The organism is Umboniibacter marinipuniceus (genome assembly GCF_003688415.1).
GTDB classification, from domain to species: domain Bacteria; phylum Pseudomonadota; class Gammaproteobacteria; order Pseudomonadales; family DSM-25080; genus Umboniibacter; species Umboniibacter marinipuniceus.
Genome location: NZ_REFJ01000004.1, coordinates 24,005 through 46,593, shown reverse-complemented (window position 1 = coordinate 46,593; position 22,589 = coordinate 24,005). Strand labels below are relative to the sequence as shown.

Here is a 22,589-nt window from a genome sequence, read left to right as displayed (position 1 = left end):
TGTCTACTAGGACGTAAACATAATGCACTGCGATGTGTTGGTAATCGGCGCAGGGGCGGCGGGCTTAATGACCGCCATCACCGCTGCGAACTTCGGTCATAAAGTGCTACTGGTGGATCACGCCAACAAGCCCGGCAAGAAGATCCTCATGTCGGGTGGTGGGCGCTGTAACTTTACCAACTACTACGTAGAGCCAGACCGCTTCCTTTCGCAAAACCCCCATTTCTGTAAGAGTGCGCTCTCCCGCTACACCCAGTGGGATTTCATTCAATTGGTAGATAAACATGGTATTGGCTACCACGAGAAGGAGCTAGGGCAGCTCTTTTGCGATGGCAAAGCAAAAGCCATTTTGGAAATGTTACTTGATGAGTTAGCGAGTGCTGGCGCTCAGCTGCATATGAACTGCTCAATCAGTCAAATTTTGGCCAGCGAAAATGGCTATCAAGTTAATTCAACACTCGGGAAGATCTCAGCGAACAAGCTGGTGGTGGCAACCGGCGGGTTGTCGATTCCAACTCTGGGCGCAACGGGGTTTGGCTACGAGATTGCCGAAAAATTTGGTCATACACTCCAACCAACACGCGCAGGCCTTGTTCCGTTTACCTTTAGTGATCAGCACAAAGCCCTGTTTGCCAGTTTATCCGGGAGTTCTATAGACGCGGTGGCGAGTGTTGGTGACACTAGCTTTCGTGGCGGTGTGCTATTTACTCACCGCGGTCTGAGTGGCCCAGCCATTCTTCAAATTTCCTCATACTGGGAAGCAGGTGACGTGTTAACACTGAATTTGTTACCGGATATTGATGCCGCGCAATGGTTAACGTCATTACGCACTGAAGCACCTAAGAAACAGCTGAAGACGCTACTAGTGAATCATTGGACTAAGGCGATCACGGAAGCTTTCGACGGAATCTTTGATTTATCTCGAACCTTGGCAACGCTCTCTAATGAAGACATCAACCAGTTAGCTAAGTCACTTAACGAATGGCCCTTGCGTCCATCCGGTACCGAGGGCTATCGGACCGCGGAAGTTACCTTAGGTGGTGTGAATGTGGATGAAGTTAGTTCCAAATCACTCGAGAGTAAGCATCAACCTGGACTCTACTTTGTAGGCGAAGTGTTGGACGTTACCGGGCACCTCGGTGGCTTCAACTTCCAGTGGGCTTGGGCGTCTGCGGTGGCCTGTGCTACAGCAATTCACACCCAGCTTGCGGGCTCTTCGGATTGACCCTAGACCGCAAAGAATATAGGCTTCGACACTTTCCAAACTTGGTTTTAATCCCGCATGATAGAGCTAGTCAATGTCAGCAAGACCTTCTCGGTAGGTCAACAACAGATTTCCGCACTCGACGACGTCAACCTGACGGTACCGGCAGGTTGTATAATGGGCGTTATTGGTTCATCGGGAGCCGGTAAAAGTACGCTTATTCGCTGCGTTAATGGCCTTGAGTGTGTCACGACTGGATCCGTAGTGGTAGATGGTACCGATCTAACGGCATTGGGCGAAAAGGGTCTGCGTTTGGCGCGCCGCGAAATCGGGATGATTTTCCAACACTTTAATCTCCTAAGCTCCCGTACCGTGTACGACAACATTGCTTTTCCCTTAGAGCTTCAGGGGGCTTCGGCCGAGGAAATTAACGCGGCAGTTGAACCGTTGCTAACGCTAACTGGTCTGTCGGCGAAGTCGAGTCAATACCCCAGTCAGCTTTCGGGCGGGCAGAAGCAGCGGGTGGCGATTGCTCGAGCGCTAGCGGCAAAGCCCAAAGTACTGCTGTGCGATGAAGCAACAAGTGCCCTTGATCCACACACTACGCAATCTATCTTAGCGCTGCTACGCGATATTAATCGAGAGCTGGGGATCACTATTTTGCTAATCACTCATGAAATGGAAGTGGTTAAGACAGTTTGCGATCGTGTGGCAATTATCTCTGATGGCAAAATTGTTGAAGAGAATGATGTACCGTCATTCTTTGTTCACCCTAAGACGGACTTAGCGAGGGACTTTGTGAAGAGTGCGCTCCATGAGAAACTGCCGAAGGCAATTGAAGCTAAGCTGAAGCGAGCGTCCTCGGGCAACGATGAACCTATCATTCGAATCTCATTTTTAGGTGGTAATGCCTCAACACCGCTGATCAGCCAGCTTAGCCGGGATTGTGAAGTTGATCTGAGTATTATGCAGAGCTCATTGGAGCTATTGAATGGCCAAACTATGGGCTTCCTCACCGCACAATTAAGCGGTAGTGACGAGAACGTGAGCAAAGCTATTCGCCAGCTTAAGCATGAAGCAAATATAACCGTGGAGGTGCTAGGTTATGTGGTATGAGAACTTTCATCTGCTTGGGCCTGCCGTAATTGATACGCTCTATATGGTGGGTGTTTCCGGGCTGCTAAGTGGGTTAGTGGGAATCCCATTAGGCGTGATTCTCTACCTAACACGCGAACACAAACTGTTGGAGAACCGATTCATCAACAGTACGGTGGGAGCCATCGTCAACGCGGCGCGCTCGGTACCGTTTATTATCCTCTTAGTCGCGATTATTCCGTTAACACGATTGATTATAGGTACCTCTATTGGCACCTCGGCGGCTATTGTCCCCCTCACTTTAGGTGCCATTCCATTTGTTGCGCGTATCGTCGAAGGGGCGATTGCCGAAGTGCCGAGTGGTGTTATTGAGGCTGCTCAATCTATGGGTGCGAGTCCGCTGCAAATTGTCACCAAGGTATTACTACCTGAGGCAATGCCAGGGTTGATCCACGGCATGACATTGACCTTGGTAACACTGGTTGGCTACTCGGCCATGGCGGGTGCAATTGGTGGCGGTGGTCTCGGCGACTTGGGGATTCGTTATGGCTATCAGCGCTTCGATGGGCCATTGATGCTCGCTACGGTGGTTGTGTTAGTTATTATGGTTCAGCTTATTCAAAGTTTTGGCGACTATTTGGTTCGCCGTGTCGATAAAAAATAGGACGTTTTATGAAGCTTTTAAAAATATTGGCATTGCCACTTTTGCTACTGAATTTGGTGGCCTGTGGAAATAACGATTCGGATCGTCTTCGAGTTGGTGTGATGGCTGGTCCTGAGGCGGATCTTATGAAGGTGGCGGCTGACAAAGCGCTGGCGGATTTTGGGCTAGAGGTGGAGCTCATTGAGTTCTCCGACTATATCTCACCGAATGTCGCTCTGGCAGATGGTTCGCTTGATTTAAATGCTTTTCAGCATGAGCCGTATTTAAACAGCATGATTAGCGATCGAAACTTTGCTTTGCAAAAGGTCGCATCCACATTTGTTTACCCAATTGGCGGTTATTCTAAGACCCTCACGAAGCTTGAGGATCTTAAGGCGGGTGATAAAGTCGCTATCCCTAATGATCCAACGAATGAAGCGCGAGCACTGTTGTTGCTAGACCAGCAGGGCTATATTGGGTTAGATGACGCAACGAATTTGGAGGCTACGCCCTCAAACGTGATCGCTAACCCACTGGGTTTACAGTTTATCGAGCTTGATGCCGCACAACTTCCACGGAGTTTAGATGATGTCGCGGTAGCATTTATCAACAGTACCTACTCAGTCCCGGCTGGTCTAATTCCAACCCGCGACGCATTAGTGGTGGAAAGCAAAGAGAGCCCATACGTAAATTTAATCGTGTCTCGTATCGATAACGCCGATGATCCACGCATTGCCCAGTTAGTGCAAAGCTATCAAACGTCAGAAGTGATTCAGAAGGCTGAAGAGTTATTCAAGGGTGCTGCGGTAGCAGGCTGGTAAGGCTTGTTTAGTCCTTCCAACTCTAGGTGCTAACCTTGAGTTGAAAGGACTAGTTGCGGGTATGAGCTTAAAGCTCCATATCCGCAAAGGAGTCGATGTCGACTTTACTATCGATGGCGCCAACGAGGTAGGAGGTAATCTCAGTTTCCTGTGGCGCTACTTGAACGGAATCACTTCGTAGCCATGAGTCCATCCACGGTAGTGGATTACTTGAGCGGCCATATAGTTCAGGGTAGCCAACATCGCGTAAGCGGCTGTCAGTGATGAACTCGATATACTGTATCAGGATGTCCTTGTTCAAGCCGATCATTGAGCCGTCTTTGAATAGGTATTCAGCCCACTCCATTTCTTGCTCCGCCGCTTCACGGAAAATAGTCAGTACCTCATTACGTGTCTCTAGCGCAATTTCAGCAAATTCCGGATCATCGGCACCGTTAGCCATTTGGTTGATCATAAACTGCGTGCCACTCAGGTGAAGCGCTTCATCGCGAGCAATCAGTCGAATGATCTTAGCGTTACCTTCCATGATGGCACGTTCGGCAAACGCGAAGCTACAGGCGAATGAACAATAGAAGCGAATAGCTTCGAGTACGTTAACCGCAACAATAGTTAAGAAGATCTTCTTCTTTAGCTCACGCTTAGAAATGGTCACTTCTTCACCGTTAAGCGTGTGCGTCCCTTCACCGTGATGAAGGTAGAGCTGCGAGTATTCGAGCAAATCATCGTAGTGCTCGGTCACACTGTTTGCCCGCGTAATGATGGCTTCGTTATCAACGATATCTTCAAAGATAATCGAAGGGTCAGGCATGATGTTACGGATAATATGCGTATAAGAACGCGAGTGAATTGTTTCACTGAACGCCCAGGTTTCAATCCAGGTTTCCAGCTCAGGTAAAGACACCAACGGGAGAAGTACCACGTTAGGTGAGCGTCCCTGAATACTATCCAGTAGCGTTTGATACTTGAGGTTACTCAAGAAAATGTGACGCTCATGGTCGGGCAGTTTGCCAAAATCTTTACTGTCCTTCGAAAGGTCTACTTCCTCAGGGCGCCAGAAAAACGATAATTGTTTTTCGATCAGGCGTTCAAACATTGGGTAGCGCTGCTGGTCGTAGCGCGCGACGTTCACGTTCTCGCCGAGAAACATCGGCTGCGAAAACGCATCAAATTTCTTCTTGTTAAAACTGGTGTAGTTCATTGATATTCTCCTTGTATGAAGGGCTTGCTAAGATCCTTAGATCTTACAAGCACCTCCTTCACAGCCTTCTTCTTCAGCGATGTGAACTTCCGCTGTGTCCTGGTATTTCTCTTCAGCACCATCACGGGTGTTGTGGTAATACAGGGTCTTGAGGCCGTTCTTATAGGCGAGTAGTAGGTCCCCGAATAACTGCTGCATGGGCACTTTACTATCTTTGTACTTACTTGGGTCGTAGTTAGTGTTCGCTGAAATTGCCTGGTCGACAAATTTCTGCATGACACCCACGAGTTGAAGATAACCGGTGTTATTCGGGATCTGCCAAAGTAACTCGTACTGGTCCTTGAGGCGATGCAGTTCAGGTAGGACCTGCTTTAGCACACCGTCCTTCGATGATTTCACACTAACCAAGCCACGCGGTGGCTCAATGCCGTTGGTGGCGTTGGAAATCTGCGATGAAGTCTCACTTGGCATTAACGCGCTCAAGGTTGAGTTACGCAGTCCATGCTCGACAATCTCGCTGCGTAATGAGTCCCAATCTAGGAATAGTGGCTCACCACAGTACTTATCGACTTCAGCTTTGTGAGAGTCAATTGGCATGATGCCTTCCGAGTAGGTAGTGTCGCCAAAGGCTTCACAGGCACCAAATTCTTTAGCTAATGTGTTTGACGCCTTCAGCAAGTAGTACTGGATGGCCTCAAAGGTTCGGTGGGTAAGGCCAAGGCCTGAACCGTCCGAATAACGCGCATTGTTCTTGGCTAAGTAGTAGGCATAGTTGATGACACCAATACCAAGTGTACGACGGCGAAGGCTTGAGTTTTCCGCTGCTTTAACCGGGTAGTTTTGGTAATCAAGTAAGCTATCGAGTGCACGAACAATTAACTCAGCAAGCTCGTCGAGTTCGTGAAGGTCATCAATTTCGCCCAAGTTGAAGGCGGCTAGGGTACATAGCGCAATCTCACCTTCGGGATCATTAATATCATTAAGTGGCTTAGTTGGCAGAGCAATTTCTAGGCACAGGTTAGACTGGCGAATAGGCGCCTTGTAAGCATTGAACGGGCTGTGAGTGTTGCAGTGGTCAATATTCTGGATATAAATCCGGCCTGTTGACGCACGTTCTTGCATTAGCGTAGCAAAGAGGTCAACCGCTTTAACTGTTTTCTTGCGGATGTTTTGTGCCTGTTCGTACGTGGTGTAGAGGCGCTCAAACTCATCTTGATCACTAAAGAAGGCATCATATAAATCAGGTACTTCATCAGGGCTGAAGAGTGTGATGTTGCCGTTCTTAATAAGGCGCTGATACATGGTTTTGTTCAGCTGCACACCGTAATCTAGGTGTCGAACACGGTTTTCTTCAACACCGCGGTTATTCTTCAATACCAGCAGATCTTCAACTTCTAGATGCCAGAGCGGGTAGAATAATGTTGCCGCACCACCACGAACACCGCCCTGAGAGCAGGACTTAACTGCCGCTTGGAAGTACTTGTAGAACGGGACGCAGCCAGTGTGGAAGGCTTCACCACTACGGATCTTACTGCCAATTGCACGAATGCGACCGGCATTGATGCCGATGCCAGCTCGTTGGCTGACGTAGCGAACAATTGCCGTGGCTGAAGCATTGATTGAATCTAGCGAATCGTCTGTCTCAATCAATACACAGCTACTGAATTGACGAGTTGGAGTACGAACGCCTGACATAATAGGCGTTGGAAGTGACAGTTTGAACAGCGACGCCGCATCATAGAATCGGCGGACGAAGTCTAAACGTGTATCTTCAGGGTATTTAGCAAAGAGTGCTGCACCTACCAACATATAGAGGAACTGTGGGCTTTCGAAGTATTCACCACTGACGCGATCTTGAACCAGGTACTTGCCTTCGAGCTGTTTCACCGCAGCATAGGCAAAATTAAGGTCGCGACTATGATCAATCCAGCTATTCATTTGCTCGTAATCATCATAGCTGTAATCTTCAAGCAAGTGCTTGTCGTAGCGGTTCATATCAACCAATCGCTTTACCTGGCAGCGCAGGTGCGGAGGCTCAAACTGATTGTAGGCCTTCTTACGCAGGTGGAAGATATTCAAACGTGCCGCGAAATACTGATAATCAGGAATTTCGGCCGAGATGAGATCTGCCGCAGATTTAATAAGCGTCTCGTGGATCTCACTGGTAGTGATGCCATTGTAGAACTGCAGCTGAGCATTTAACTCAACCTGCGAGACCGAAATACCGTTGAGCCCATTGGCAGCCCAGTTAAGGACTCGGTGGATTTTTTCTAAATCGATGGGCTCGGTACGGCCGCTTCGTTTGGTAATTAGCAACGTCGCCTGGTTCACTTCGTTGTCTCCTTGTCTGTTCAATTGTCTACTGCAAATAACTGCAAATTCTTGGGTACTCAGTCATTTTTAGTTGTTATAAATTAGCGCTGAGTTGTCCTGTTGCTTCTTCCGTGAAACTGGTGAAATTTGCATTGATCCGGGCGGTGCTAAAACGGCCTGTAAGTCAATGTTTTCCAGCGATTCTGGGTGAAACGACAGTAGTGTCTGTATGATTCGCAACCACCACATGTGGTGTATCTCTGAGAATTCATTACTAGATATAGTGCTACTGCGGATGCTTAAGGTCAATCAAAATGCTGAAAATAAAGTGTATTTTTTTGCTTGATTTTTCCAACTGAGCTGCTAGCGCAATGTGATCAAAATCACACTCTTTAAGGTTTGCTGTTTGAGGGCGAAGTTAGTGCAAACTAACTTTATGTTTCGATGTGCTCTTGGACGTTTCTCTTGGTGAACAAGGTTAAGCTAACCCAAGGGAATTGGAACTGTCGAGAAGCATCATTAGCGCCTTCAGCGCTAAGTGCGAGCAAAGTGATTAGCAGCTAAAGAATTCAACCTAGTTGATATGCCTTGAATTTAGTGTCGAAGAGTTGAGCGACTACCCGCAACCTGTTAAGGTTCACGCCATTTTATCGGGCCTTATTCTCCTCCAGCAGAGCCATTCTGAGCTAAGCTTGGCGGAGTTGTCTTTTTCGCTTAAACATTTGGATTACCATGATTCTTTCTTCTACTCGCTCAGATTGGCTGGGCAATATTCGCGGTGATGTACTAGCTGGTATCGTCGTGGCGCTCGCGCTGATTCCCGAGGCAATTGCCTTTTCTATTATTGCTGGGGTTGACCCGAAGGTTGGTCTCTACGCCTCGTTCTCGATTGCGGTAGTGATCGCTATTGTTGGTGGGCGGCCAGGTATGATCTCGGCGGCAACGGGTGCTATGGCACTGCTTATGGTCACCCTAGTAAAGGAACATGGTCTGGAGTACTTGTTCGCGGCAACACTCCTGACGGGTTTATTGCAGATTATTGCCGGCTATTTAAAGCTGGGGCAACTGATGAGCTTCGTTTCTCGCTCGGTAGTGACCGGCTTCGTCAATGCGTTGGCTATCCTTATCTTTATGGCACAGCTTCCCGAACTCACCAACGTGACTTGGCATGTTTACGCTATGACAGCAGTAGGCTTGGGTATCATCTATTTGTTCCCGTATGTCCCGGTGGTAGGTAAAATTATTCCTTCGCCGCTGGTCTGTATTCTGGCGTGTACCGCATTTGCAATGGTGGTTGGCTTGGATATTCGTACCGTGGGTGACATGGGTGATCTGCCGGATACGCTGCCCATCTTTCTGTTTCCAGATGTGCCGCTGAACCTCGAAACACTGCAAATTATCTTTCCCTATGCGGCAGCTATGGCCGTTGTTGGTTTGCTAGAGTCGTTGATGACTGCAACAATTATCGACGACTTTACTGATACCGAAAGTGATAAAAATCGTGAGTGTAAAGGTCAGGGTATTGCCAATATCGCTACCGGTTTCTTAGGTGGTATGGCTGGTTGCGCTATGATTGGGCAGTCGGTGATTAACGTGAAATCGGGTGGTAGAGGTCGATTGTCTACTTTTGTTGCCGGTGCGGTACTATTGACGATGGTGGTCTTTTTGAGTGACTGGGTCTCGCAAATCCCAATGGCCGCGCTGGTAGCGGTAATGATTATGGTCTCTATAGGCACCTTTAGTTGGCAGTCAATTGTGGATCTTAAGTCACACCCCATGTCGACCAATATCGTCATGATTGCTACGGTCACGGTAGTGGTGATGACTCACAACCTAGCCATTGGGGTATTCGTTGGTGTGCTGCTAGCTTCGCTCTTCTTCGCCAATAAGATCTCACATTTCATGTACTGCAAAACGCAAACCTCAGATGACGAGTTGGAAGTTCGCTATGAATTCCATGGTCAGGTTTTCTTTAATTCGGCCACGCGTTTTGTGGAATATTTTAACTTCAAAGACGTTCGCGAACGGGTAATCATTGACCTGACCCGTGCTCACTTCTGGGATATTTCTGCAGTGGGCGCGCTAGATAAAGCGGTATTGAAATTCCGTCGCGAAGGTGCTGAAGTAGAAGTAATTGGCTTGAATGAAGCGAGTAGAACGATTATTGATCGTTTCGGCGTGCATGATAAGCCGGAGGAAATTGACAAGATCATGGGAGGGCATTGATGGTGAGCACCCAACAAAAGGTATTAGCGTGCGTAGACGGTTCGCAGAGCGCGGCGTCTGTGGTGGACTATGCAACCTGGATTGCAGCAGCAGTTGATGTGCCATTGCAGTTGTTGCATACCATTGATCAAGCGAAAACTCCTGCGCTCTCCGATTTATCGGGGAGTATAGGTCTTGGCTCTCAACAGGAGCTCCTCGATGAGCTGACGCAGGTTGAAGCGCAGCGTTCTAAACTGCTCATGCGCCAGGGGAAGATGATTCTTGATGCGGCGAAAGCGCGGGTCGAAGCTACTTCCTCTGTTCAGGTTTCATGTCGCCAGCGGCACGGGTCTTTAGCGGAAAACCTTATTGATCTTGAAGATGAGACGCGGGTGCTGGTACTGGGTATTCGCGGTGAGTCTCATGCCGATGGACAGGCTGGAGTAGGTCATAAGATTGAGTCGGTACTGCGTAGCCTACGCCGGCCGATGCTCGTGGTGAATCAAGCTTTTCAGCCACCTAAGAGCATTCTGCTTGCCTACGACGGCAGCGAGGCGGCAGAAAAGGCGTTGCAGATGGTGGTTTCAAGTCCGCTGCTCAAATCTCTACATTGTCACGTGGTATTTGCTGGGGCAAAGGCGGCAAGTATTGCGCCACTTGAGAAGGCTAGGTCGGTGTTGGCTGGAGCATCGGTAGCCACCACACTACACCATATCTCAGATGATATTGCTGGTTGCATTGCGACACTTCAGCATGAGTACGATGTTGATCTGACGGTCATGGGAGCTTTTAGTCATGGACGGTTACGAGACTTTTTATGGGGCAGTGTCACCGGGAAGGTGTTAGAAAATACCGCCAAGCCATTGCTTCTTTTGCGCTAGTGGAGAATTTTTCGTAGCGGCTCAGCGTTAGGCTTAGCCGAGATACTGGCTTCTAAGCTTTGATCATTATATATAAAAACGGCGTTGCTGAGTGGCAACGCCGTTTTTTTTGTTTGCTTGTACTGCACCGACAGCTCTAAAGCGGAAGGTGATTTAGTGTGCTGCCGCAGGTGGCGTGATACCAATTAAGCTGTCTACATAAGCAATGATGTCATCTGACTCATAAAGCCAGGTGTGACTGCCGTCGTCCGACTTGATGCGGAGGCACGGCGCCTTAAGCTTACCGCCGTCTTCGGCTAACTGTTTGCGATAGACGATATCTTTTTTCGCGTTACGCAGTTCAATTTCTAAGCCGCGGCGGCGAAAGTGGCGCTTAACTTTGACGCAAAACGGACAGCTGGGAAATTCGTAGAGAGCTAAAGGCGCAGTGATTGCTGCATAGTTAGCTACTTCTTCAGCGCTAAGTGCTGGCTTTTTAGGGCGAGTTAAGAAATCGATGAGAAGAATAATACGCCCGAGAATGAATCTTACAACAGCCATGAACAACCTTTTTGGACAAATTAACAAGTATGAAAGTGGCGCATCTTAACCACTAAGCTAACGGATGTCGAGTGTTAGCGATCAAGGGGATTGTGGGTCTTCTAGGCGAGTGTATTTCCAGCGCAAACTCCAAACATTCATTACTTTTTCGCTGTAGGTGAACCGGCCGCTGGAACCGTTGTAGGCGGCCAACGCGAGATGCCAGGAGTTATCGTGTTTATCGAGGTAGTGACGAAGAATAGCGCAGCCGTAGCGAACGTTCGTGTCAATCTGCATTAGGTTGTCATTCGCCGTGCCGATTTCGTCTATCCAAAATGGCATAATCTGCATGATTCCCAGTGCACCAACACGACTGATCGCGAAGCGGTCAAAGTGTGACTCAATTTCCATGATAGCGAGCACGAGATCAGGAGGAACGTTATTGGCGTGGGCCGCCACAAGCACGTTTTTTAGGATTTCCTCGGCATCGGCTTCGTTGTACTGCTCCACTAACGGAAGCGCAGTGACTAGCCAAAGATCAATTTCTAGCGGGCTTAGGTGAGGAAGTTCACTAATGATCGCGCTATTCATTTGGTCGCGTTCACTTGGGGAGAGCGCGGGCTCCGACGCACTGGCTGAAGTAGCCAGTGCCCCGGCCCAAACTGATAGAGCTAAAACGAGCGGTTTAGCCGTTAACACGGGCAAGTAGTTCGGAAAGTAAGTTATCGGCACTTAGCGCTTCGTTTTCCGCGGCATGGCGATGACGATATTCGATTTCGCCTGCGTCGAGGCCGCGATCGCCGATGACTACTCGATGCGTAATACCTACTAATTCGATGTCCGCGAGGATTCCGCCTAAACGGGCCTTTTCTGCGTCCATCAACAGCACCTCAATCCCGGCTGCAGTAAGCTGTTGGTAAAGCTCGTCGCAGGCGGCAGCGACCTTCTCACTCTTGTGGTAGTTGATAGGGGCGATTGCTACCTGGAACGGCGCAAGCGATGCCGGCCACTTAATGCCGTTGTCGTCGTAGTTTTGTTCAATGGCAGAGGCAACCACGCGGGTGATACCAATGCCGTAGCAGCCCATAGTGACCACTTGGTCTTTGCCGTTCTCGTTGAGTACCGAGCAATTGAGCGCCTTAGAATACTTGTCGCCGAGTTGGAAGATATGACCAACTTCAATGCCGCGCTTAATGACGATATTACCAAGACCACAAGGGCTTGGATCACCCGCTTCAACGTTGCGGAGGTCGACTACCTCGGTAGCAGTGACGTCTCGATCCCAGTTAACGCTGGCTAAATGGTGGTCATTTTCATTGGCACCACAGTAGAAGTTGCTCATTAGGTCCGCAGAGCGGTCACATAGGACGGTTAGCGTTAGTGCTACTGGGCCAACTGAACCGGGGTTAGCACCCGTTGCGGAGAGCACTTCCTCCTCGGTGGCAAAGGTGAGTGGCGAATGAACAGCGGGGTGCTTCTCGGCCTTCAATTCATTAAGGGTGTGATCACCACGAAGTACCAGTGCAACGAAGCCGTACTGGCCCGCTTCATCGTGAGTGCCCTGAACAATCAGTGTTTTAGCAATTTCGGCTGGTTGGCAGATTAGCTGAGTGGCAACATCATCAACTGAACGGGCGCCCGGTGTAGCAATTTGCTTCATCGCTGCAGCGGCGGCTGATCGTTCACCAACGGCTAGGGCTTCCGCAAGTTCAACGTTTGCTGCAAAGTCAGAGCTGTCCGAAAAAGCGATATCATCTTCGCCCGATCCTGCTAACACATGGAACTCGTGGGAGGCACTGCCGCCGATCGAGCCGGTGTCAGCAAGCACGGCACGGAAGTTCAGGCCAAGGCGGGTGAAAATGTTGCTGTAGGCTTGGTACATGGTGTCGTAGGTTTGCTGCAAGCTCTCTTGCGTGGCGTGGAAGGAATAGGCGTCCTTCATGATGAACTCTCTAGAGCGCATCACGCCAAAGCGAGGACGAATTTCGTCACGGAACTTGGTTTGAATCTGGAACAGGCTGAGAGGAAGCTGCTTGTAAGAGCTAATCTCGTTGCGAACAAAATCGGTAATCACCTCTTCGTGAGTTGGGCCTAAACAGAATTCACGACCGTGACGATCTTTCAGGCGCGCAAGCTCTGGGCCGTACTGCTCCCAGCGGCCTGACTCTTCCCAGAGTTCGGCGGGTTGGACCACTGGCATAAGCATTTCCATTGCCCCAGCTTTAGTCATTTCGTCACGTACCACATGCTCAACTTTTCGCAGTACACGAATCCCCGTGGGCGTCCAGTTGTAGAGCCCGCTTGCCAGGCGACGAATGAGACCTGCTCGAAGCATGAGTTGGTGGCTGATTACCTCGGCATCGGCCGGCGTTTCTTTTAGCGTTGATAGGAGGAACTGACTGGCGCGCATGAATAAATCTCTCGCTGGTTCGCAGTGGGTTTTGATTCGTAAATCCGATTAGCCGCTATTGTAGGTAAAAAGCGGAAAAAATGCATGGATTAATGTTATCGGAACTGCTTCTCTATGATATAGTTCTCGACCCGTGTGGTAGTCGTGAAATTTCACTGTGCTGTCGCTAACCCCCTGCGGTTTATAATCGGTTTGCTCTGGCCCAAAAAGTGCTTGAGTCAAAAGTCGCCGTTCGCCATGAACTGGCGCCTGTTTTCGTCCTGTTTGAGCTCAACCAGCCCCTAGCGGAAATAGAACGTATGACGGTTATACTTAGCCTGTCACCCTTTTAGTTATCAGGCGATTCCTGCATTGGTAGGATTCGCCATCCATGAGTTGGGAATGTCGTAATGCGAACAATATACTGCGGTGAGCTCCGCAAAGAACATGTAGGCCAAGAAGTTACTCTGTGCGGCTGGGTAGATAGCCGTCGAGATCATGGCGGTGTTATTTTTATCGACCTTCGCGATCGTGATGGTATCGCTCAGGTCGTTATTGACCCGGACGCGGGCGAGCATTTCGCTACAGCCGACAAGGTTCGTGCCGAATACGTCTTGAAAGTGACTGGTAAAGTCCGCGCTCGTGACACGGGGCTGATTAATAGCAATATGGCTACTGGTGAAATCGAAGTGTACGGCTATCAAGTCGAGATTCTTAATGCCTCGGCGCCTGTCCCATTTCAGCTAGATGGCTACACCAATGTTGGTGAAGATGTTCGTCTGAAATATCGTTACTTAGATTTACGTCGCCCTGAGATTGCACGCAACCTCCAGCTTCGCTCTAAGGTAACCACGGATATTCGCAACTACCTCGATGACGAAGGCTTCCTTGACATCGAAACGCCAATTCTAACTCGCGCTACCCCAGAAGGTGCTCGTGACTATTTGGTGCCGTCTAGAACCCACGAAGGTAAGTTCTTCGCTTTGCCACAGTCGCCACAATTGTTTAAGCAGTTGTTGATGGTGTCGGGAATGGACCGTTATTACCAAATCGCCAAGTGTTTCCGCGATGAAGATTTGCGTGCCGATCGTCAGCCTGAATTCACTCAAATTGATATTGAAACCTCGTTCTTGGACGAAGAACAGATCATGTCGATCACCGAGGGAATGATTAAAGGTTTGTTTAAGAAGCACCTCAATGTTGAGTTGGGTGAGTTCCCGCGGATGCCATTTGCTGAAGCAATGGATAAGTACGGTTCAGACAAGCCCGATCTTCGTATTCCACTACAATTAGTGGAAATTAAAGACATTATGGCGAACGTTGACTTCAAGGTCTTTTCCGGGCCTGCGAATGACCCTAAAGGTCGCGTAACGGCGCTGAAATTGCCGAATGGTAATAGTCTTCTTACGCGTAAGCAGATTGATGATTACACCAAGTTTGTCTCAATCTACGGAGCACGCGGTCTTGCCTATATCAAGGTGAATGATGTGAATGATTTGGAGACTGGCCTGCAGTCACCAATCGTAAAGTTCTTAGATCTTGAAACACGCCAGGCTATCCTTGAGCGCGTTGACGCTCAGACCGGTGATTTAATCTTCTTTGGGTCGGATACGTCGAAGGTCGTGTCGGAAGCATTGGGGGCACTTCGTTGTAAGTTGGGCGAAGACCTCAATTTATATACTTGTCAGTGGGCGCCAATGTGGGTTGTTGATTTCCCAATGTTTGAGGAAACTGAACACGGTCTTACCGCTTTACACCATCCATTCACTGCGCCGGCATGCACGCCTGAAGAGCTTATGGCGAACCCCGAAACTGCCCTGTCTCGCGCTTACGATATGGTTCTTAATGGGTGTGAGTTGGGTGGCGGTTCTATTCGTATTCATGATCAGACTATGCAAGCAGCGGTATTTAAGTTGTTGGGTATTTCCGATGACGAACAGCGCGAGAAGTTTGGCTTCTTACTTGACGCACTGCAGTATGGTGCGCCTCCACACGGTGGCCTCGCCTTCGGTCTAGATCGTATCATTATGCTGATGACAGACTCGTCATCGATCCGTGATGTGATTGCATTCCCGAAAACTCAGACAGCTGCGTGTGTGATGACCGATGCGCCTGGAGCGGTTGATAACGACCAGCTCAAAGAGTTAAGTATTCGTCTTCGTCTAGCTGGGTCTGAATAACGGGAGTGAAATTTGGCCGGTCATAGTAAGTGGGCGAATATTCGCCACCGCAAGGCAGCGCAAGATGCCAAGCGGGGAAAGGTATTTACTAAACTGATTCGTGAGTTAGTGGTTGCGGCTCGCTCCGGTGGGCCCATCCCTGATGATAATCCTCGTCTTCGTGCCGCAGTGGATAAAGCGCTCGGTGCGAATATGAAACGCGATACCATCGATAAAGCCATTGCGCGCGGAGCGGGTAACGCCGAGGGCGATAATTACGATGAAATACGCTACGAGGGCTACGCCCCTGGTGGGGTAGCGGTGCTGGTTGAGACGATGACCGATAATCGCAATCGAACTGTGGCTGAGGTCAGGCATTGTTTTTCCAAGCGAGGAGGTAGTTTAGGAACCGACGGTTCGGTGGCTTATCTCTTTTCGCGTCAAGGCAAGATCTGGGTAGCTAGCACTGACGAAGATTCCGTCATGGAGTTGGCCATAGAGCATGGTGCAGAAGACGTTCAACTCGTTGATGACGCAATTGAAGTTAGCTGTGATTGGACGGATATTCATGCGGTGCGTGAGGGGCTAGTATCGGCGGGCTTAACGGTTGATTCAGCTGACGTTGAAATGGTCCCCGCTACGCAGGTGGCGCTTGACCCTGAAGCCGCGGAGAAGGTGCTGGCACTCATTGACGCGCTTGAAGATCTTGATGATGTGCAGAATGTCTATAGTAATGCGGATTTTAGTCAGCTCGCGGATAGCTAGTAAGCAGTACCCATATAACTCACTGAAAAGGTCGGCCTAGAGGTCGACCTTTTTTTTGTCTGTGGTACACTTCAAATAACAATAAAAGCTGGATAAATAAACAGGTATGTCAATTATCTTGGGTATAGACCCTGGGTCGCGTAAAACAGGCTTTGGTATTGTCAGGTTGGATGGCCGAAAGCCTGTATACGTTAGTAGTGGAGTGGTTAAGCTACCTACTGACGCACCACTTGCCGAGCGCCTAAATATCCTGTTTGAATCCCTTGTAACCGTGATGTCAGAGTACCAGCCTAACGAAGTGGCCGTCGAAGATATTTTTATGAGCAAGAACGCTATGTCGGCGCTCAAGTTGGGGCATGCACGCGGCGCCATTATGGTGGCGGCAGGGCAGCAAAGCTTGCCGGTCTTCGAGTACGAGGCGCGCAAAGTTAAGCAAGTTGTGGCGGGTAGCGGTAACGCCGACAAGCTTAGTGTTCAGCATATGGTTGCAAGGCAACTCAACTTGCCGGGGCGGCCTCAGGAAGATGCGGCTGATGCGCTGGCGGTTGCGCTCTGTCATATCCATTTTAATACGGGTGTTGTGGCATCCACTGGTGCGGGACGATTTAGTCGTGGCCGGCTTCGAAATTAGGGGTAATAGATGATTGCATTAATTCGCGGAGAACTCGTCTTAAAGTCAGCGCCTAGCTTGGTGGTGGAAGCGGGCGGTTTAGGTTATGAGGTTGAAGTACCCATGACCACCTTCTATGAACTACCAGAGCTAGGAAGTCAGGTGCAGCTATTTTGCCACTTTGTCGTGCGCGAAGATGCGCAGTTGCTGTTTGGCTTTCATGACGTTAAATCGCGCGATTTTTTCCGGACGCTGATCAAGGTCAACGGAGTGGGACCAAAGATGGCCATTGCTATGATGTCGACCTTGAGCACCGATGAACTCATTCAAAGTGTTAACGAAAATCAAATTGCCCGACTTGTGAAAATTCCGGGTGTGGGTAAGAAGACCGCTGAAAGGCTGATTATTGAACTGCGCGATAAACTGGCTGCCTTTGCTTCCACTGATGGCGGGGCGAAGAAACTTGGCTCGAGTGCGGCGCAGAGTGTGTCCGGTGACACCATGATTGAAGAGGCCGAAGGCGCGCTGATCGCTTTGGGCTACAAGAAGTCGGATGCTGAAAAGATGGTATCGGCGGCATGGAAGCTGAGTGAGTTTAGCCGTAGTCAGGATCTGATTCGCGCGGCATTGAAAACACTGAGTAAGTGAGGTTGTTATGATTGAAGTGGATCGATTCGTAGCGCCAGAGGCTACGCCCAGTGAAAAACTCAATGAACAGGGGATTCGCCCAAGCCGACTCCATGATTATATTGGTCAGCACGCCGTGCGGGATCAAATGTCGATATTTATGCAGGCGGCAAGCGCTCGCGGGGAGTGTCTGGATCATACGCTTATCTTCGGGCCTCCCGGCTTAGGTAAGACAACTCTGGCAATGATCATTGCCGCTGAGATGAATGGAACGTTGCATTCAACGTCCGGGCCGGTGCTTGAGAAGCCTGGAGACCTCGCTGCCATCATGACGAACCTCGAGGCCGGTGACGTATTGTTCATTGATGAAATTCACCGTCTCGGACCTGTCGTGGAAGAGATTCTCTACCCTGCGATGGAAGATTTTCAGTTGGATATCATGATTGGCGAAGGGCCGGCCGCACGCTCCATCAAGCTAGACCTGCCTAAATTTACCCTAGTGGGGGCAACCACTCGAGCAGGCTTGCTGACCTCGCCGCTACGCGATCGTTTTGGCATTGTGCAGCGATTGGAGTTTTATTCAGAGGATGAACTTCAGGAAATCGTAAGTCGAGCAGCGGGCATCTTTGAACTGCCCATCGACGATTCGGGCGCCAATGAGATCGCTAAGCGCTCTCGCGGTACGCCACGTATCGCTAATCGGCTGTTGCGGCGTGTTCGTGATTTCGCCGAAGTGAGACACCAGGGCGTTGCAACGAAGGCTGCCGCGGAGGATGCATTGGATACCCTTAAGGTGGACCAAGCAGGCTTTGACACAATGGACAGGCGGTTACTGTTAGCTCTGATTGATAAGTTTGATGGCGGGCCGGTAGGGGTTGATAGCCTTGCCGCTGCCATTAGTGAGGAACGCGACACCATTGAGGATGTCATTGAACCTTACTTAATTCAGCAGGGTTATATAACACGTACCCCAAGAGGTCGAATTGCGACCCGTTTGGCATATCAACATTTCGGCAAGCCTTGGTTGGGTACAAATGGCTAGTACAAGCTCTGAATTTCGTATATATATCGAAGATACCGACGCGGGTGGTATTGTTTACTACGTCAATTATCTCAAATTCATGGAGCGAGCGAGAACGGAATTCATGCGCTCACTCGGCTTCAATAAAACGGCTATATGGGACGAGAGTATGTTTGTTGTTCATCGTGTTGAGGTGGACTACAAAGCGCCGGCTCGCCTTGATGACACCATTGTTGTGACTGCTCGTCCTATTGAAATAGGGCGGGTGACAGTGGTCTTCGAGCAAACGGTAACCCGTGCTGGCGAACTATTGTGCTCGGGCATAGTCAAAGTAGCTTCAGTTCATGGTCAAACTATGAAGCCAACACGTCTCAATGGCGAGTTGTACAAACGATTAAAAGAAGAGGTTAAATAGTGGAATCAGATATGTCCTTTTTGGGGCTCATTGGCGGCGCAAGTTTTCTAGTGCAGATGGTTATGCTTACCTTGGTCGCGGCCTCGGTAGCGTCGTGGGTGCTTATTTATCAGCGCTGGAGTTACTTCAAAGCGTTGGCTGAAAGTGACGAAAACTTTGAGGAGCGATTCTGGTCAGGCGATGATCTCGGGAAGATCTACGCGAGTATTACCTCAGACAAGTCGAGCGTGCCCGTTGGTATGGAGGCCATCTTTGTGGCTGGTTTTAAGGAATTCGCGCGACTACGAGCTGATGCCACCCGAATTGACGATATTAGTAATGGCGTTAGCCGAGCAATGCGTATTGCGCGCAATCGCGAAGAGGATAGGCTTGAAACCCAGCTGCCGTTTTTAGCAAGTGTGGCGTCAACAAGTCCCTATGTTGGTTTATTTGGAACGGTCTGGGGGATTATGAACTCGTTTCGAGGCCTATCGGATTCAAGTCAGGCAACCCTGGCGGCGGTGGCTCCGGGCATCTCTGAGGCACTGATTGCAACGGCGATGGGGTTATTTGCTGCCATTCCCGCAGTCATGGCCTACAACCGTTATGCTGCAAAGATGGAACGACATATCAATCGTCACGATACCTTTGCTGAAGAGTTCTCAAGTTTACTTCATCGTCAGCTGTTGGCCTCAAGAAAGCAGGCGGAGCAGCGCTAATGGCTCGCCGTCGTCGCTTAGTAGCAGAAATCAATGTGGTCCCCTACATTGATGTCATGCTTGTTCTGCTTATTATTTTCATGGTGACAGCTCCGTTAGCGATGCAAGAAATTATGGTTGATTTGCCAGAAGCTGATGCCCAGTTATCCGAGCCTGCGAACGAGGATGAAGTATTGATTTTGGTTGTCTTAGCAGACGGTCGCTACCAAATTAATATCGGTGAGCAGGATCGCGATATCACCGCTGAAGCATTGCGTGAACAAGTGAGTAAAGTCATTCGTGCCAATCCAACCATTCGTGTGATGGTTCAAGGCGATGAAGCGGTTGCCTACGGAGCAGTAATTGAGGCAATGGCTGCTTTAGAAGCGGCAGGTGCAACCAGCGTTGGGCTGATGACGGAACCGCGTAGTTAACATGTTGGGAAGAGCGAGTGATCGTTGGGCGAGCGTGGTCTTTGCAGTGGTTTTGCACGCACTTGTTGCCTTTGTGTTAATTTGGGGTTGGAGTCACACCACTGATTATCAAATCTCGAAACCTATTCGGCAGATCACGGCAACCCTCGTAGAAACGCCTCAGCCACAGGCTGCACCCGAACGTGCCGTGCAGCCGAGGCCACAACCCACTCGCCCGCCAGCTCGTCAGGAATCGCGCCCTGAGCCTAGTGCGGTCACACCGTCGGTAATCGAAACCCCTACGGAGCAGTCCGAGGCGCCGCCAGTTCAAGAACAACCCCGGACTCAGCCCGAGCCAGCCCGGCGTCAGCCTATCGTTGATGAGTTATCCTTCGATAGCTTACTAGAGCAGGAAGACGAAGTTCGGCAGGCTGACAATGAGACCGCCGTAGAAATGTCGCAAATCCAGGTAATGGATGCGAAGTTCCAAGCACAAGTGGGGGCCAAATGGTCGCGCCCGCCTAGTGCCCGCAATGGCATGGAAGTACTTGTCCGAATTCAATTTCTGCCTAATGGCGAAGTGCTCTCTGTAACCGTTTCCCAGTCTAGCGGTGATAGCGCATTTGACCGCTCTGCGGTGAGTGCAATAGAGCGCGGTGCACCCTATCGTTTCCTGATGGATTATGGGGCACCATTTTTTAATAAAAACTACCGAAACAAATTGGCGTTATTTAGGCCGGAGGATTTAAAATGAAGTTAAGCCGAGTGCTGGCATTTATCGTGGTGCTTGTGAGCTCCCAGGCCGCGGCAAATTCCGATCTTATTGTCGAGATTACCCGCGGCTTGGATGATCCTACTCGTGTAGCTGTTGCTCCCTTTGGTTGGAGTGGTAGTTATGCGCTATCGGAAGACGTAGCCCAGGTTGTAAGTGACGATCTGGTCAGAACAGGTGAGTTTTCACCGGTTAGTCGTGCTGACATGTTGGCCTACCCAGCGCTTCCGCAAGAGGTGAATATCCCGGATTGGCGAAAACTCCGGGCTCAATATCTTGTTATCGGTAATATGTCTCCGCGCGGTGATCGTGTGGCGCTGGAATTTGCGTTGTACGATGTTACAGCGGGACGTTTAGTGCTCACAGGGGAAATAGACCGTTTACGCAGTGACCTGAGGGATATGGGGCACGAGCTAGCTAACCGTGTTTACGAGCAGCTAACAGGTTTCCCGGGTATCTTCCGAACCAAGCTTGCCTATATTCGCGCCGAACGAGATAGCTTGGGTGATCATATCTATCGCCTGGTGGTGGCGGACCAAGATGGTCATCGCGAGCGAACGGTTATGCGCTCACGGGATCCTATTATGTCGCCTGCGTGGTCGCCTGACGGCAGCGAGTTGGCATTTGTGTCGTTCGATGGAGGTCGTCCGGGTGTGTATCGTCAGAACCTTCTAACCGGAGCGCTCACACAGCTCACCAACTATGTTGGCTTGAATAGCGCACCCGCTTGGTCACCAGATGGTACTAAGCTAGCGATGGTGCTCTCAAAGGATGGCGATCCCGAGATATATTTACTCGATGTGGCCACTAAACGACTCGATAGAGTGACCCACCACTACGCAATTGACACTGAACCTGCGTGGATCGACAGCAATTCTTTGATCTTTACCTCAAATCGAGGTGGGCGACCGCAAATATACAAGATTTTACTTGATTCAGGGCGCTTAGAGCGCTTAACCTTTACGGGAGATTACAATGCCCGCGGGCGTATCTCACCGGATGGGAAGTATCTGGTGATGGTGCACCGAGAAAACGGTGTGTTTAAGATCGCGGCGCAAGATTTGGCAACGCGTAGGGTTCATGTATTAACTGAGACATCTTTAGATGAATCGCCTACGATTGCACCAAATGGACGAGTTGTGATGTATGCAACTCGCGATGGTGATAAGGGGATCTTATCGGCTGTAGCAATTGATGGCGGTGTACGCGTTAAGTTGCCTGCAGCGGTTGGTGATATCCGCGAGCCGGCATGGTCGCCGGTATTACAAAACTAAAAATTTAATTTGGTCTAATATACAGTTAGTGCTAACTAACCAAACAGGGGTGAAAAAATGGCTATTAAATCTTTGACGAAACTTTCTGGTGTGATGTTTGCTGTCGCGTTGGCAGTGGGTTGTACTCCAGCTCAGGATGATCAAGCGGCAGCCGATGCAGCGGCAGCGCAGCAGCAGCAAGTAGTAGAGAAGACTCCAGAGCAGATTGCTGCCGAGGAACGTCAGGCGCAAATTGACTCAGCTAAAATGGATGTGATGAATTTTGGCGATACAGTTTTCTTCGACTTCGATGATGCAGAACTTAAGTCTGAATCAGTTGATACGCTTAACGCTTGGGCAAACTACTTGAAAGTAAGTGGCGAGAAGGCAGTGATTCAAGGACACACTGATGAGCGTGGTACTCGCGAGTACAACATCTCATTGGGCGAGCGTCGTGCTAACGCAGTAATCGGTTACTTGACTAGCCAGGGTGTCGAAGCAGCTCAACTTGAAGCAGTTTCATACGGCGAAGAGTCTCCAGCTATTGATGGTTCTAATGACTACGCGTGGAGCAAGAACCGCCGCGCAGTACTTGAACTATAAGAAGTA

Annotated in this window: 22 protein-coding genes; 17 read left to right on the top strand and 5 right to left on the bottom strand. The window is 49.8% G+C overall.

Going from position 1 to position 22,589, the window contains the following annotated elements; genetic code table 11:
• The first annotated feature begins 22 nt into the window (after positions 1 to 22).
• Genes DFR27_RS08470 through DFR27_RS08455 form a run of 4 tightly spaced genes read left to right on the top strand, consistent with a single transcriptional unit; the run spans position 23 to position 3,763 of the window.
• Positions 23 to 1,225, top strand: a complete 1,203-nt coding sequence (locus DFR27_RS08470; RefSeq protein WP_211327609.1) for a BaiN/RdsA family NAD(P)/FAD-dependent oxidoreductase — start codon at positions 23 to 25, stop codon at positions 1,223 to 1,225.
• 57 nt (positions 1,226 to 1,282) lie between these two features.
• Positions 1,283 to 2,320 (top strand): methionine ABC transporter ATP-binding protein, encoded by a 1,038-nt coding sequence (locus DFR27_RS08465; protein WP_121877032.1) that lies wholly within the window; start codon positions 1,283 to 1,285, stop codon positions 2,318 to 2,320.
• Complete coding sequence (locus DFR27_RS08460) at positions 2,310 to 2,963, top strand: methionine ABC transporter permease (RefSeq protein ID WP_121877031.1); 654 nt, start codon at positions 2,310 to 2,312, stop codon at positions 2,961 to 2,963. Before DFR27_RS08465 ends, DFR27_RS08460 begins: the two co-directional genes overlap by 11 nt.
• An 8-nt stretch (positions 2,964 to 2,971) precedes the next feature.
• Positions 2,972 to 3,763, top strand: coding sequence for a MetQ/NlpA family ABC transporter substrate-binding protein (locus DFR27_RS08455; RefSeq protein ID WP_121877030.1), 792 nt, complete (start codon positions 2,972 to 2,974; stop codon positions 3,761 to 3,763).
• A 67-nt stretch (positions 3,764 to 3,830) separates the two neighbouring features.
• On the opposite strand, the gene nrdB is transcribed toward DFR27_RS08455, so the two are convergent.
• Together nrdB and nrdA are read right to left on the bottom strand one after the other, a co-directional pair.
• Positions 3,831 to 4,961, bottom strand: coding sequence for a class Ia ribonucleoside-diphosphate reductase subunit beta (gene nrdB / locus DFR27_RS08450; RefSeq protein WP_121877029.1), 1,131 nt, complete (start codon positions 4,959 to 4,961; stop codon positions 3,831 to 3,833).
• Positions 4,962 to 4,997: 36 nt separating this feature from the next.
• A complete protein-coding gene (gene nrdA, locus DFR27_RS08445; RefSeq protein ID WP_121877028.1) occupies positions 4,998 to 7,292 on the bottom strand; it encodes a class 1a ribonucleoside-diphosphate reductase subunit alpha in 2,295 nt (764 codons plus the stop codon).
• Positions 7,293 to 8,006: 714 nt separating this feature from the next.
• Between nrdA and DFR27_RS08440 the strand changes: the two genes are divergently transcribed.
• Positions 8,007 to 9,500 carry a SulP family inorganic anion transporter gene (locus tag DFR27_RS08440; RefSeq protein WP_121877027.1) on the top strand — a complete coding sequence of 498 codons (1,494 nt, stop codon included), beginning with the start codon at positions 8,007 to 8,009 and terminating at the stop codon, positions 9,498 to 9,500.
• The gene (locus DFR27_RS08435) at positions 9,500 to 10,360 is read left to right on the top strand and encodes a universal stress protein (RefSeq protein WP_121877026.1); all 861 of its coding nucleotides are present in this window, start codon (positions 9,500 to 9,502) and stop codon (positions 10,358 to 10,360) included. The genes DFR27_RS08440 and DFR27_RS08435 overlap by 1 nt, the downstream gene beginning before the upstream one ends.
• Positions 10,361 to 10,513: 153 nt before the next feature.
• On the opposite strand, the gene DFR27_RS08430 is transcribed toward DFR27_RS08435, so the two are convergent.
• The 3 genes from DFR27_RS08430 to DFR27_RS08420 form a co-directional block, all read right to left on the bottom strand.
• Positions 10,514 to 10,900 (bottom strand): glutaredoxin family protein, encoded by a 387-nt coding sequence (locus DFR27_RS08430; protein ID WP_121877025.1) that lies wholly within the window; start codon positions 10,898 to 10,900, stop codon positions 10,514 to 10,516.
• 81 nt (positions 10,901 to 10,981) lie between these two features.
• The gene (locus tag DFR27_RS08425; RefSeq protein ID WP_121877307.1) at positions 10,982 to 11,470 is read right to left on the bottom strand and encodes a lytic transglycosylase domain-containing protein; all 489 of its coding nucleotides are present in this window, start codon (positions 11,468 to 11,470) and stop codon (positions 10,982 to 10,984) included.
• Positions 11,471 to 11,564: 94 nt separating this feature from the next.
• A complete protein-coding gene (locus DFR27_RS08420; protein WP_121877024.1) occupies positions 11,565 to 13,289 on the bottom strand; it encodes a proline--tRNA ligase in 1,725 nt (574 codons plus the stop codon).
• A gap of 389 nt (positions 13,290 to 13,678) precedes the next feature.
• Here DFR27_RS08420 and aspS point away from each other — a divergent pair, with 389 nt between their 5' ends.
• The 11 genes from aspS (at position 13,679) to DFR27_RS08365 (ending at position 22,583) form a co-directional block, all read left to right on the top strand.
• Complete coding sequence (gene aspS, locus DFR27_RS08415; protein WP_121877023.1) at positions 13,679 to 15,448, top strand: aspartate--tRNA ligase; 1,770 nt, start codon at positions 13,679 to 13,681, stop codon at positions 15,446 to 15,448.
• A gap of 12 nt (positions 15,449 to 15,460) precedes the next feature.
• Positions 15,461 to 16,192, top strand: coding sequence for a YebC/PmpR family DNA-binding transcriptional regulator (locus DFR27_RS08410; protein WP_121877022.1), 732 nt, complete (start codon positions 15,461 to 15,463; stop codon positions 16,190 to 16,192).
• Positions 16,193 to 16,298: 106 nt separating this feature from the next.
• Positions 16,299 to 16,823: a crossover junction endodeoxyribonuclease RuvC gene (ruvC, locus tag DFR27_RS08405; protein ID WP_121877021.1), complete on the top strand. Its 525-nt coding sequence runs from the start codon at positions 16,299 to 16,301 to the stop codon at positions 16,821 to 16,823.
• A gap of 9 nt (positions 16,824 to 16,832) precedes the next feature.
• Positions 16,833 to 17,450, top strand: a complete 618-nt coding sequence (gene ruvA / locus DFR27_RS08400; protein ID WP_121877020.1) for a Holliday junction branch migration protein RuvA — start codon at positions 16,833 to 16,835, stop codon at positions 17,448 to 17,450.
• Positions 17,451 to 17,457: 7 nt separating this feature from the next.
• Positions 17,458 to 18,471 carry a Holliday junction branch migration DNA helicase RuvB gene (ruvB, locus tag DFR27_RS08395; RefSeq protein WP_121877019.1) on the top strand — a complete coding sequence of 338 codons (1,014 nt, stop codon included), beginning with the start codon at positions 17,458 to 17,460 and terminating at the stop codon, positions 18,469 to 18,471.
• Positions 18,464 to 18,865 carry a tol-pal system-associated acyl-CoA thioesterase gene (ybgC, locus tag DFR27_RS08390; RefSeq protein WP_121877018.1) on the top strand — a complete coding sequence of 134 codons (402 nt, stop codon included), beginning with the start codon at positions 18,464 to 18,466 and terminating at the stop codon, positions 18,863 to 18,865. Before ruvB ends, ybgC begins: the two co-directional genes overlap by 8 nt.
• A gap of 11 nt (positions 18,866 to 18,876) precedes the next feature.
• The gene (gene tolQ, locus DFR27_RS08385; protein ID WP_211327608.1) at positions 18,877 to 19,563 is read left to right on the top strand and encodes a protein TolQ; all 687 of its coding nucleotides are present in this window, start codon (positions 18,877 to 18,879) and stop codon (positions 19,561 to 19,563) included.
• Positions 19,563 to 19,976: a protein TolR gene (gene tolR, locus DFR27_RS08380; RefSeq protein WP_121877016.1), complete on the top strand. Its 414-nt coding sequence runs from the start codon at positions 19,563 to 19,565 to the stop codon at positions 19,974 to 19,976. The genes tolQ and tolR overlap by 1 nt, the downstream gene beginning before the upstream one ends.
• 1 nt (position 19,977) lies before the next feature.
• Positions 19,978 to 20,709, top strand: a complete 732-nt coding sequence (locus tag DFR27_RS08375; RefSeq protein ID WP_121877015.1) for a TonB family protein — start codon at positions 19,978 to 19,980, stop codon at positions 20,707 to 20,709.
• Positions 20,706 to 22,001, top strand: a complete 1,296-nt coding sequence (tolB, locus tag DFR27_RS08370) for a Tol-Pal system beta propeller repeat protein TolB (RefSeq protein WP_121877014.1) — start codon at positions 20,706 to 20,708, stop codon at positions 21,999 to 22,001. Before DFR27_RS08375 ends, tolB begins: the two co-directional genes overlap by 4 nt.
• A 57-nt stretch (positions 22,002 to 22,058) precedes the next feature.
• The gene (locus tag DFR27_RS08365; RefSeq protein WP_121877013.1) at positions 22,059 to 22,583 is read left to right on the top strand and encodes an OmpA family protein; all 525 of its coding nucleotides are present in this window, start codon (positions 22,059 to 22,061) and stop codon (positions 22,581 to 22,583) included.
• Positions 22,584 to 22,589: the final 6 nt, after the last annotated feature.

Bases quoted from the DNA above. Each gene is read 5' to 3' on its own strand.
- DFR27_RS08470 (WP_211327609.1), top strand. From the start codon at position 23: ATGCACTGCGATGTGTTGGTAATCGGCGCAGGGGCGGCGGGCTTAATG.
- DFR27_RS08465 (WP_121877032.1), top strand. From the start codon at position 1,283: ATGATAGAGCTAGTCAATGTCAGCAAGACCTTCTCGGTAGGTCAACAA.
- DFR27_RS08460 (WP_121877031.1), top strand. From the start codon at position 2,310: ATGTGGTATGAGAACTTTCATCTGCTTGGGCCTGCCGTAATTGATACG.
- DFR27_RS08455 (WP_121877030.1), top strand. From the start codon at position 2,972: ATGAAGCTTTTAAAAATATTGGCATTGCCACTTTTGCTACTGAATTTG.
- nrdB (WP_121877029.1), bottom strand. From the start codon at position 4,961: ATGAACTACACCAGTTTTAACAAGAAGAAATTTGATGCGTTTTCGCAG.
- DFR27_RS08440 (WP_121877027.1), top strand. From the start codon at position 8,007: ATGATTCTTTCTTCTACTCGCTCAGATTGGCTGGGCAATATTCGCGGT.
- DFR27_RS08435 (WP_121877026.1), top strand. From the start codon at position 9,500: ATGGTGAGCACCCAACAAAAGGTATTAGCGTGCGTAGACGGTTCGCAG.
- DFR27_RS08430 (WP_121877025.1), bottom strand. From the start codon at position 10,900: ATGGCTGTTGTAAGATTCATTCTCGGGCGTATTATTCTTCTCATCGAT.
- DFR27_RS08425 (WP_121877307.1), bottom strand. From the start codon at position 11,470: ATGAATAGCGCGATCATTAGTGAACTTCCTCACCTAAGCCCGCTAGAA.
- DFR27_RS08420 (WP_121877024.1), bottom strand. From the start codon at position 13,289: ATGCGCGCCAGTCAGTTCCTCCTATCAACGCTAAAAGAAACGCCGGCC.
- aspS (WP_121877023.1), top strand. From the start codon at position 13,679: ATGCGAACAATATACTGCGGTGAGCTCCGCAAAGAACATGTAGGCCAA.
- ruvC (WP_121877021.1), top strand. From the start codon at position 16,299: ATGTCAATTATCTTGGGTATAGACCCTGGGTCGCGTAAAACAGGCTTT.
- ruvA (WP_121877020.1), top strand. From the start codon at position 16,833: ATGATTGCATTAATTCGCGGAGAACTCGTCTTAAAGTCAGCGCCTAGC.
- ruvB (WP_121877019.1), top strand. From the start codon at position 17,458: ATGATTGAAGTGGATCGATTCGTAGCGCCAGAGGCTACGCCCAGTGAA.
- ybgC (WP_121877018.1), top strand. From the start codon at position 18,464: ATGGCTAGTACAAGCTCTGAATTTCGTATATATATCGAAGATACCGAC.
- tolQ (WP_211327608.1), top strand. From the start codon at position 18,877: ATGTCCTTTTTGGGGCTCATTGGCGGCGCAAGTTTTCTAGTGCAGATG.
- tolR (WP_121877016.1), top strand. From the start codon at position 19,563: ATGGCTCGCCGTCGTCGCTTAGTAGCAGAAATCAATGTGGTCCCCTAC.
- DFR27_RS08375 (WP_121877015.1), top strand. From the start codon at position 19,978: ATGTTGGGAAGAGCGAGTGATCGTTGGGCGAGCGTGGTCTTTGCAGTG.
- tolB (WP_121877014.1), top strand. From the start codon at position 20,706: ATGAAGTTAAGCCGAGTGCTGGCATTTATCGTGGTGCTTGTGAGCTCC.
- DFR27_RS08365 (WP_121877013.1), top strand. From the start codon at position 22,059: ATGGCTATTAAATCTTTGACGAAACTTTCTGGTGTGATGTTTGCTGTC.